Source organism: Pseudomonas sp. 3HC3 (genome assembly GCF_044904505.1).
Taxonomy (GTDB): Bacteria; Pseudomonadota; Gammaproteobacteria; order Pseudomonadales; family Pseudomonadaceae; genus Aquipseudomonas; species Aquipseudomonas putida_Y.
This window is the reverse complement of sequence record NZ_JADDRH010000018.1, coordinates 107,123-116,684: the sequence shown is the minus strand read 5'-3', so window position 1 is coordinate 116,684 and position 9,562 is coordinate 107,123. Positions and strand designations below refer to the sequence as shown.

General features: G+C 62.8%; 11 protein-coding genes. All 11 read right to left on the bottom strand.

The window, feature by feature from the left end:
• Positions 1–196: 196 nt before the first annotated feature.
• The 11 genes from INQ47_RS20650 to rpmF all read right to left on the bottom strand — a co-directional run bounded on the left by INQ47_RS20650 (position 197) and on the right by rpmF (position 9,561).
• Entirely contained in the window at positions 197–979 is a 783-nt protein-coding gene (locus INQ47_RS20650) for a TatD family hydrolase (RefSeq protein WP_161775150.1), read from the bottom strand.
• Positions 980–1,009: 30 nt separating this feature from the next.
• The gene (locus INQ47_RS20645) at positions 1,010–1,996 is read right to left on the bottom strand and encodes a DNA polymerase III subunit delta' (protein ID WP_404702470.1); all 987 of its coding nucleotides are present in this window, start codon (positions 1,994–1,996) and stop codon (positions 1,010–1,012) included.
• The gene (gene tmk / locus INQ47_RS20640; protein WP_103443895.1) at positions 1,989–2,621 is read right to left on the bottom strand and encodes a dTMP kinase; all 633 of its coding nucleotides are present in this window, start codon (positions 2,619–2,621) and stop codon (positions 1,989–1,991) included. The genes INQ47_RS20645 and tmk overlap by 8 nt, the downstream gene beginning before the upstream one ends.
• A 9-nt stretch (positions 2,622–2,630) precedes the next feature.
• Positions 2,631–3,851, bottom strand: coding sequence for an endolytic transglycosylase MltG (gene mltG / locus INQ47_RS20635; RefSeq protein ID WP_404702467.1), 1,221 nt, complete (start codon positions 3,849–3,851; stop codon positions 2,631–2,633).
• 4 nt (positions 3,852–3,855) lie between these two features.
• The gene (gene pabC / locus INQ47_RS20630; RefSeq protein ID WP_404702466.1) at positions 3,856–4,671 is read right to left on the bottom strand and encodes an aminodeoxychorismate lyase; all 816 of its coding nucleotides are present in this window, start codon (positions 4,669–4,671) and stop codon (positions 3,856–3,858) included.
• Positions 4,671–5,915, bottom strand: coding sequence for a beta-ketoacyl-ACP synthase II (gene fabF / locus INQ47_RS20625; RefSeq protein ID WP_404702465.1), 1,245 nt, complete (start codon positions 5,913–5,915; stop codon positions 4,671–4,673). Before fabF ends, pabC begins: the two co-directional genes overlap by 1 nt.
• A gap of 187 nt (positions 5,916–6,102) precedes the next feature.
• Positions 6,103–6,339 carry an acyl carrier protein gene (gene acpP / locus INQ47_RS20620; protein ID WP_021784983.1) on the bottom strand — a complete coding sequence of 79 codons (237 nt, stop codon included), beginning with the start codon at positions 6,337–6,339 and terminating at the stop codon, positions 6,103–6,105.
• A 203-nt stretch (positions 6,340–6,542) separates the two neighbouring features.
• Positions 6,543–7,283 (bottom strand): 3-oxoacyl-ACP reductase FabG, encoded by a 741-nt coding sequence (fabG, locus tag INQ47_RS20615; RefSeq protein WP_003247160.1) that lies wholly within the window; start codon positions 7,281–7,283, stop codon positions 6,543–6,545.
• Between the two features lie 15 nt (positions 7,284–7,298).
• Positions 7,299–8,237, bottom strand: a complete 939-nt coding sequence (gene fabD, locus INQ47_RS20610) for an ACP S-malonyltransferase (RefSeq protein WP_252458760.1) — start codon at positions 8,235–8,237, stop codon at positions 7,299–7,301.
• A 127-nt stretch (positions 8,238–8,364) separates the two neighbouring features.
• Positions 8,365–9,375, bottom strand: coding sequence for a phosphate acyltransferase PlsX (gene plsX, locus INQ47_RS20605; RefSeq protein ID WP_289711605.1), 1,011 nt, complete (start codon positions 9,373–9,375; stop codon positions 8,365–8,367).
• A 3-nt stretch (positions 9,376–9,378) separates the two neighbouring features.
• A complete protein-coding gene (rpmF, locus tag INQ47_RS20600; protein WP_003247154.1) occupies positions 9,379–9,561 on the bottom strand; it encodes a 50S ribosomal protein L32 in 183 nt (60 codons plus the stop codon).
• Between the last annotated feature and the right edge of the window lies 1 nt (position 9,562).

Below are 9,562 nucleotides of genomic sequence, written 5' to 3'. Positions count from 1 at the left end.
CCTTGGCGCACGCCTCGATATCGCGTCGTACAAACAAGGCGGTCGCGCGCGCTTGGCACAGGACGGACTGGCCCGAAACAAACGTAGGAGCGGGTTTACCCGCGAAGCGCCGCGCGGGCGGCGCTCGATCTCATAGGCGCTGCAAGGGCTGTGGCAGGCACCTTGTGCCCCTCACACAATCTCTAACCCCGGTGAATCAATCCACACGCGCCAACGGGAACAGCCGCTTGAAGTTGGCGGTAGTCTGCTCGGCCAGTTGCTCATAACTGGCCCCACGCAGGGAAGCCACATACTCCGCCACCTCCCGCACATACTGCGGCAAGTTCGGCTTGCCCCGGTGCGGAATCGGTGCCAGATAGGGTGAATCGGTCTCCACCAGCAAGCGATCGACAGGCACCTGCCGCGCCACTTCCCGCAAGGCATCGGCATTGCGGAAGGTCACGATTCCAGACAGCGATATGTAATAACCGAGGTCCAGCGCAGCCTTGGCCATGTCCCAGTCTTCGGTAAAGCAGTGCAGCACACCAGCCTGGGGCAGGCTGGCCTCGCGCAGCAGCGCCAGGGTATCGGCGCGCGCCGCCCGGGTATGCACGATCACCGGCTTGCCGGTCTGCCTCGAGGCCTCCAGGTGCAGGCGGAACGAAGCCTGCTGCAGTTCGGCAGCCTCCGGCTCGTAGTGGTAATCCAGCCCGGTTTCACCAATCGCCACCACATGCGGGTGGGCCAATTCGCGCAACAACCATTCCAACGCCGGGGTTTCACCAGGGGCCAGGTCCAGCGGGTGCACGCCTACCGAGCAGTCGACGTCAGCGTACTGCTCGCTCAGCGCCTTCACTGCCCCCGCATTCTCGGCACTGACGCCAATGCACAGGAAATGCCCGACCCCACGCTCACGCGCCGCCTGCAGGGCAGCGTCGAGGGAGCCCTGGTGGGCAGTGAGGTCAAGACGGTCGAGGTGGCAATGGGAATCTACGAGCATGGGATAACTGCACACATGAAAAATGGAAAATCAGCGGGCACCCGGCAGTTGCAGCCAGTGAGCCAGCAGCGATTCAAGCAACAAGGCGCGGTTGAGGTTGGCCTTGCCCAGTACCTTCTGGCGCTGTTCGAGGATCCACGCCTGCACCTCCAGCACCTTGGCCTGGCGGCTCTTCTGCGCCAGGTATTGCACGACCTTGCGCATATCGGCCAAGCCTAACCCTTCTTCGTCCTGGGTCAACTGGTAGCGCAGGATCAGGTGCGTCCAATCGCAGAACCAGTCGAACAGCAGCAACAACGGCACACCGCTCCAGGCATCGGCCAGCTGGCTGGGCGATTGCTGCTGCTTGATCAGCTTCTTCACTCCGTCGGTTACCAGCGCGCGTTGCTCGCGAACACCCTGCGCCTGCAGGCTGACCGCCATCAATGGCGAGCCTGCTGCCAGCGTCAGCAGCTCATCGCGCTCGACCTCTTCGCAGTCGGGTAAAGCGCCAGCCAGCCATGCCTGGCTCTGGGCCAGGCTGGGCTGCGGACAGGCCACCTGCTGGCAGCGGCTCTTGATCGTGGGCAACAGACGGCTGGGCTGGTGCGTCACCAGCAACAACACGGTATCACCGGAAGGTTCTTCAAGGCTTTTGAGCAGGGCGTTGGAGGCGTTGACATTCATCGCCTCCACCGGCTCGATCAACACCACCTTGCGCCCGCCCAGCTGCGCGGTTTGCACCACAAAGGCCACCAGCTCACGCACCTGGTCGACCTTGATCGGCTTGTCAGCCTCCTCCGGCTCAAGGATGAAGTTGTCCGGGTGGCTGCCGGCCTTGAGCAACAGGCACGACTTACACGCCCCACAAGCGTCCAGGCCCTGCGGCTGTTGGCACAGCAGGCGCGCCATCAGGCGCTCGGCCAGGGCCCGCTTGCCAATACCCTGCGGCCCATGCAGCAGATAGGCGTGGGCGTGTCGGCTGCGCCCGGCCATTTGCTGCCACAGCGCCTGCTGCCAGGGGTAGGCCTCAGCCACGGCAACGCCCCAAAATGCCTGGCAGCAGTGCGTCGATGTCACGCTGCACAGCCTCCAGGGATTGTGCCGCATCGAGCAAGCTGTAGCGCTGTGGCGCACCCTGGGCGCGCTGCAGGTACGCCTGGCGCACCGCTTCGAAGAAAGCCTGCCCTTCCTGCTCGAATCGGTCCAGGCGACCACGGGCAGCGGCTCGGGCAAGACCTACTTCTACCGGCAGGTCGAAGACCAGGGTCAGGTCCGGGCGCAGGTCGCCCTGGACGAACTGCTCCAGGGTAGCGATACGCTCGACCGACAAACCACGACCGCCGCCCTGATAGGCATAGGTGGCGTCCGTGAAACGGTCACACAGCACCACAGCCCCACGGGCCAGCGCCGGACGGATCACCTGCGCCAGGTGCTGGGCGCGAGCGGCGAACACCAGCAGCAGCTCGGTGTCGGCAGCCATGGCTTCGTCGCTCGGGGCCAGTAACAGTTCACGCACCTTTTCCGCCAGCGGCGTGCCGCCTGGCTCACGGGTCAGCACCACGTCCAGACCGTGCTCGCGCAGGCGCGCGGCCAGGTAGTCGCGGTTGGTGCTCTTGCCCGCACCTTCGGGGCCTTCCAAAGTAATAAACAAGCCGCTCACAGGCAGTCCTTAATGTTGTTCTTCAGGCGTCGGCCGCTCGGCCGCTTGCGCACCGCCGGCAGGGGCATCCTGCGCGGGCGCTTCATCGGGGGCTGGCTGCGCAGCAGGCTTGTCCGCTGCCGGGGGCCCAGGGCGCTGCGCATCGTCGGCGCCCGAGGCCTGTTCAGCATCATCGGCAGCTGGCTTTGCCTCTCGCTGCGGCGCGGGGCTGGAGCGGTAGTCCGACCGGCGCTTGAGCTGGAACTCGCGCACCGCCGAGTTGTGGCCGTCGAGGTCGTCGGAAAACACATGGCTGCCATCGCCACGGGCGACGAAGTAAAGACTGGTGCCATTGGACGGGTTGAGCGCCGCATGAATCGCTTCGCGGCCGACCATGGCGATCGGGGTCGGCGGCAGGCCGGTCATGGTGTAGGTGTTGTAGGGCGTAGGCTCGCGCAGGTCGGCGCGGGTGATCTTGCCGTTGTAGCGTTCACCCATGCCATAGATAACCGTCGGGTCGGTCTGCAGCATCATACCCAGGCGCATGCGCCGCACGAAGACGCCGGCGATCTGCCCGCGCTCCTGCGGAATGCCGGTTTCCTTTTCTACCAGGGAGGCCATGATCAGCGCCTGGTAAGGGTCGCGATACGGCAGGTCTGTGGAACGCTCGGCCCATTCCTTGGCCAGCACTTCGTCCAGGCGCATGTAGGCCTGCTGCAGCAACTCGACATCGCTCATACCCCGCACGAAGCGGTAGGTGTCCGGGAAGAAGCGGCCTTCAGGGAATACGCCGGTATGGCCGAGCTTGTCCATGACCTCGGCATCCGACAAGCCATCGAGGGTATGCTTGATCTTCTCATGCTTGGCCACGGCCGCGCGCACCTGGCGGAAGGTCCAGCCTTCGACTAGGGTGAGGTTGTACTGCACCACGTCGGCACGGCGCCAAGCGTCAAACAGCTGCTCGACGGTCATGCCTGGGGTAAGACGATACTCGCCGGTATGCAGAGGGGTGCCGGCCATGTTGAAGCGCCAGTACAAACGCAACCAGACGGCGTCGTCGAGCAACCCTTCTCGTTGCATGCTGTAGAACATGCGGTTGGGGTTAGTGCCATTGGGCACATCCAGCAGGCGTTCCTGCGTGACGTGCAAGGGCTGCTCCAGTACCGAGTTGACCTTCCAGGCCGACCAGCCAAGCACCAGGCCGGCAAGGATCAAGCCCATTTCCAGCAACAGCAGGAATTTACGTCTCACGAATTCAGGTTTCCAGTAACGTACGGGCAACGGCCTGCAGTTTACGAGTGAGCGGGCCCGGCGACCAGTTTAGCGCGGCTACGCCACACACAGGCCAAATGCCGTAAACGCTATTGCAAACAAATACTTCATCTGCTCGCTCCAGCGCCTCGAACGACAGGTCGCAGACTTGTACCGCAATACCCAGCAGTGGGGCCTGTTCCAGCAGTGCGGCACGCATCACGCCCGCCACGCCACAGCGACTAAGGTCGGCGGTAAGCAGCACACCATCACGCACCAGAAACAGATTGCTGTATACCCCTTCGATCACCCTGCCCTGCGCGTCACGCATCAGGCCTTCGGCATGGCCGCTGTCCTGCCATTCGGCGCGGGCCAGCACCTGCTCCAGGCGATTGAGGTGTTTGAGGCCGGCCAGCAGTGGTTGTTCCCCAAGCCGGGTCTGACAAGGGAACAAGCGCACGCCATGCTCGGCATGCTCAGCAGGATAGCGGGGTAATGGGCTGCCTTGCAGGATCCGCCGCGGCGCGGCATCGACAGCGGGCGCATAGCCACGCTGGCTATCGCCACGGGTCAGGATGAGTTTGGCGACACCCTCGCCCAACTGGCTGGCGTAGCGCAGCAACTCGTCGCGTACCAGCGCCAGGTCGGCGTTGATTGCCAGGCGCTGGCAGCCCAGCGCCAGGCGTGCGAGGTGCCCGTCCAGCAAGCTGGGCCGGGCACCTCGCACAGCGATGGTTTCGAACAGGCCATCGCCGTAGGCCAGGCCGCGGTTCTGCAGGTTGAGTGCAGTCGCCGGCTGGCCGTCGATCCAGCTGTGCATCAGTCGGCAAACCGGCGGAATACCAGCGAGCCGTTGGTGCCGCCAAAGCCGAACGAGTTGGACAGCACCACGTCGATCGGCATGCTGCGCGCCTGGTGGGGAACGAAGTCGAGGTCACACCCCTCGTCCGGCTCGTCCAGGTTGATGGTCGGCGGGGCCATCTGGCTATTGATGGCCAGCACGCTGAAGATCGCCTCCACCGCGCCCGCGGCGCCCAGCAAGTGACCGGTCATCGACTTGGTCGAGCTGACCGCCAGTTTATAGGCATGCTCGCCGAACACGCGCTTGATCGCCGCCACTTCGGCCACATCGCCCGCCGGGGTAGAAGTGCCGTGGGCGTTGATGTAGCTGACTTCTTCCGGCTGGATACCGGCATCACGCAAGGCGTTGGTCATGCAGCGGGCAGCGCCTTCGCCAGAGTCAGGCGGCGAAGTCATGTGGTAAGCGTCGCCGCTCATGCCGAAGCCAACCAGCTCGGCATAGATAGTCGCACCGCGGGCCTTGGCGTGCTCCAGTTCTTCGAGCACCAGGGCACCAGCACCGTCGGACAACACAAAGCCGTCACGGCCCTTGTCCCACGGGCGGCTGGCCCGGCTTGGCTCGTCGTTGCGAGTAGACAGCGCGCGCGAAGCGCCAAAACCGCCCATGCCCAGACCACAAGCGGCCATTTCGGCGCCACCGGCGATCATCACGTCAGCTTCGCCGTAGGCAATATTGCGTGCGGCCATGCCGATGCAATGGGTGCCGGTGGTGCAAGCGGTGGCGATGGCGTAATTCGGCCCCTGCAGGCCCAGGTGGATCGACAGGAAACCGGAGATCATGTTGATGATCGAACCTGGCACGAAGAACGGCGAAATGCGGCGCGGCCCCGAATCGTGCAGGGTGCGGCTGGTTTCTTCGATATTGGTCAGGCCACCGATGCCCGAGCCCATGGCCACACCAATACGCTCGCGGTTGGCGTCAGTAACCTCCAGGCCGGCATTACGCACCGCCTGGAAACCGGCCGCCAGGCCGTACTGGATGAACAGATCGAGTTTGCGGGCCTCTTTGGCCGACAGGTACTGCTCAACCTCGAAGCCTTTCACCGAGCCGCCAAAACGGGTGGAGTAGGCAGACAGGTCCGTGTGTTCGATCGGACCAATGCCACTGCGGCCAGCCAGAATGCCCTGCCAGGTGCTCGGTACATCGGTACCCAGTGGCGACAGCATACCCATACCGGTGACCACGACGCGTCTACGCGACACAGTACTCTCCTTTTCTAATAACAGAGTCTCTTGCCATTGCATTCAAGCACTGGAATGCAATGGCAACAGACTCTTGGTGCGCGGTGAACGAAGCAGCCTGAAAAATGCGAGGCGCTCGCAAAGAAAAAACCGCACGCCGGCGAAGGCAGTGCGGTTTTCCCCGACAAGTAGCGTCGACTGTAGCGTCTTAGGCCTGGTGGGCCAGGACGTAGTCGATAGCAGCTTGAACGGTAGTGATCTTCTCGGCTTCTTCGTCAGGGATTTCGGTCTCGAATTCCTCTTCCAGAGCCATCACCAGTTCAACGGTGTCAAGCGAATCGGCACCCAGGTCATCGACGAAGGACTTGGAGTTAGTCACTTCTTCTTCCTTGACGCCCAGTTGCTCGGCGACGATTTTCTTGACGCGTTCTTCGATGGTGCTCATACCTAGTTTTCACTCCTAATGGATATATGTCAGGCAGCTGGCCGGTGGCTAATTTTATAGAAAGACGTTCGCTTTTCAAGCGAAACGCACCTTCAGGCTAGTCACCCCACCCGCTGCCTGGAATCTGGTTGCAGCTTTATAACGGATTTTAGGCTCGCAGTATGACTCTTTTTTTACGAAACCCGTCACATTGAGTTGCAGTATTACATGTACATCCCGCCGTTGACCGGCACGGTAGCGCCAGTCACGTAGGCTGCGCCGTCGGACGCCAGGAACGAAACCACCTTGGCAATTTCGTCAGCCTGGCCCAAGCGGCCCAGCGGAATCTGGGTCTGCAGGGCTTCGCGCTGAGCTTCCGGCAGCTCGCGGGTCATGTCGGTATCGATGAAGCCCGGGGTCACCGAGTTGACGGTGATGCCACGCGAACCCACTTCACGCGCCAAGGCGCGACTGAAACCTTCCAGGCCGGCCTTGGCAGCCGCGTAGTTGGCCTGACCGGCGTTACCCATGGCACCGACGACCGAGCCGATGCTGATGATACGACCCCAACGTGCCTTGGTCATGCCACGCAGCACGCCCTTGGACAGACGGTAGAGGCTGTTCAGGTTGGTGTCGATGACATCGAACCACTCGTCGTCTTTCATGCGCAGCATGAGGTTGTCGCGGGTGATACCGGCGTTGTTGACCAGAATGGCCGGCGCACCGAACTGTTCGCCAATGGCGGCCAGTACGGCTTCAACCGATTCGGCGCTGGTCACGTTCAGCTCCATGCCGGTGCCGGTGATGCCGTGTTCTTTCAGGGTGGCAGCGATCCGCTCGGCGCCGGACGCCGAAGTGGCGGTGCCGATGACGGTCGCGCCCTGGCGGCCCAGCTCGAGGGCGATGGCCTGGCCAATTCCACGGCTGGCGCCGGTAACCAGTGCAACTTTACCTTGCAGGCTCATGCAAGCTTCTCCAAATCAGGCCAGTGCCGCGCGGGCGGCAGCAACGGCGTCAGGGGTGTTGAGGTTGTAGGTGGTCACGCCGTCGGCGCAACGCTTGTTAAGGCCAGCCAGGACCTTGCCCGGGCCACACTCGACCAGGTTGACCGCACCGTTGGCGGCCAGCGTCTGCACGCACTCGACCCAGCGTACCGGCTGGTACAGCTGTGCCAGCAGGTCGTGCTTGAGGGCATCGAGGTCGGCGGCGACGGCGGCAGTGACGTTCTGCACCACCGGAATCTGCGGGGCCTTCCATTCGATGGCGTTGACCGAATCGGCAAAGCGATCGGCGGCCGGCTTCATCAGGGCACAGTGCGACGGAACGCTGACCGCCAGCGGCAGGGCGCGCTTGGCACCTTTGGCCTTGCACAGTTCCATGGCGCGATCTACCGCTGCCTTGTTACCGGCGATGACCACCTGACCAGGCGAGTTGAAGTTCACGGCACTGACCACTTCGTCCTCAGCGGCTTCGGCGCAGAGCTCCACGACCACAGCATCGTCCAGACCGAGAATGGCAGCCATGGCGCCGTGACCGGCCGGTACGGCCTCCTGCATCAGCTGGCCGCGGCGCTCGACCAGGCGAACGGCGTCTTTCAGGCTGATGCTGCCAGCGGCGACCAGGGCGCTGTATTCGCCCAGGCTGTGACCGGAAACGAAGGCGGGCTTGGCACCACCCTCTTCCAGCCACAGGCGCCACAACGCGATGGACGCGGTGAGGATCGCCGGCTGGGTCTTGTCGGTCTGGTTAAGTTGCTCTTCCGGGCCGTCCTGGACCAGCTTCCACAGGTCGTAGCCGAGCGCTTCGGACGCTTCCTTGAAGGTTTCGATGATCACTGGCTTCTCGGCGCCGAGCTCGGCGAGCATGCCCAGCGATTGGGAACCTTGACCGGGAAAGACGAATGCGAGGGATGCAGACATTGAACAAGCCCTTATGATCTTGTCGTCGGATAGTGTGCGCCAGGCCCGAGGCCAAGCGCGGAATCTGAAAACTTGGATGAAAACACAGACCAAGCGGTCACATTTAAGCACTTCATCGGCGAAATGCCTAAGGCAACAGGTCTTCAAGGCGGCCGTGCAGCCGCTGCGGCAGATTCTCCTGAATTTCGATCAGCGCCCGCTGGATGGCACTCTGAAACCCCTGTACACCCGCAGAGCCATGACTCTTGATGACGATACCCTGCAGCCCCAGGAAGCTCGCCCCATTGTGCCGCGCCGGCGCCAGGTCGGCTTGCAGACGCTTGAGCAGCGGCATGGCAACGGCCCCGGCAACGCGGGCAAAAGCACCGCCCTTGAACAGTTTTTCGATACGCGCACCGATCATCGTCGCCAGGCCTTCGCTGGACTTGAGCAGTATGTTGCCGACAAAACCGTCGCACACCACCACGTCTGCCTCACCCCGGTACAGGCCGTCCCCTTCGACGAAACCGACATAGTTGAGGCCGCGAGCATTCTGCAACAGCGTGGCAGCCAGCTTGACCTGCTGGTTACCCTTGATGTCCTCGGTACCGATATTCAACAGTGCGACCCTTGGCCGGTGCACACCCAGAGCCTGAGCAGCCACAGAGCCCATTACAGCGAATTGGTAGAGGTTTTCGGCACTGCAGTCGACATTGGCGCCCAGATCGAGCAGTTGGCAGTAACCCGTTTGGGTCGGGATCGCCGCCACCATGGCCGGCCGGTCGATACCCGGCAGAGTCTTGAGCACAAAGCGCGACAACGCCATCAGCGCCCCGGTATTGCCGGCACTGACGCAGGCCTGGGCTTTTCCGTCGCGTACCAGTTCGAGGGCGATGCGCATCGACGAATCCGGCTTGCCACGTAACGCCTGGGATGGCCGCTCGTCCATACCGATTACCTCACTGGCGGCAACAATCTGCAGACGCGCGCGATCCGCAGCTGGCAGGCCACTGACGAGATCTTCAAGGAGGGAGGGTTGACCGACGAGGGTCAGGTGGAGCGAGGGGGTAGCCGAAAGGCAGGCAATGCTAGCCTGGACAATGCTGCGGGGACCGAAGTCCCCGCCCATTGCGTCGATCGCGATGACCTGAGCGGACAAGGATTACTCGTCAGCGCCCTTGTCAACCACTTTACGACCACGGTATACGCCTTCTGGCGAAACGTGGTGACGCAGGTGAACTTCACCAGTGGTTTTCTCTACCGACAGCGCGTTTTCCGACAGGGCGTCGTGCGAACGGCGCATGTCACGGGCAGAGCGGGATTTTTTGTTCTGCTGAACAGCCATA

What these genes read in the sequence shown, in the direction of transcription:
- pabC (WP_404702466.1), bottom strand. Translation starts at nt 4,671, where the DNA reads ATGCACAGCTGGATCGACGGCCAGCCGGCGACTGCACTCAACCTGCAG.
- rpmF (WP_003247154.1), bottom strand. Translation starts at nt 9,561, where the DNA reads ATGGCTGTTCAGCAGAACAAAAAATCCCGCTCTGCCCGTGACATGCGC.
- INQ47_RS20650 (WP_161775150.1), bottom strand. Translation starts at nt 979, where the DNA reads ATGCTCGTAGATTCCCATTGCCACCTCGACCGTCTTGACCTCACTGCC.
- fabG (WP_003247160.1), bottom strand. Translation starts at nt 7,283, where the DNA reads ATGAGCCTGCAAGGTAAAGTTGCACTGGTTACCGGCGCCAGCCGTGGA.
- fabD (WP_252458760.1), bottom strand. Translation starts at nt 8,237, where the DNA reads ATGTCTGCATCCCTCGCATTCGTCTTTCCCGGTCAAGGTTCCCAATCG.
- acpP (WP_021784983.1), bottom strand. Translation starts at nt 6,339, where the DNA reads ATGAGCACCATCGAAGAACGCGTCAAGAAAATCGTCGCCGAGCAACTG.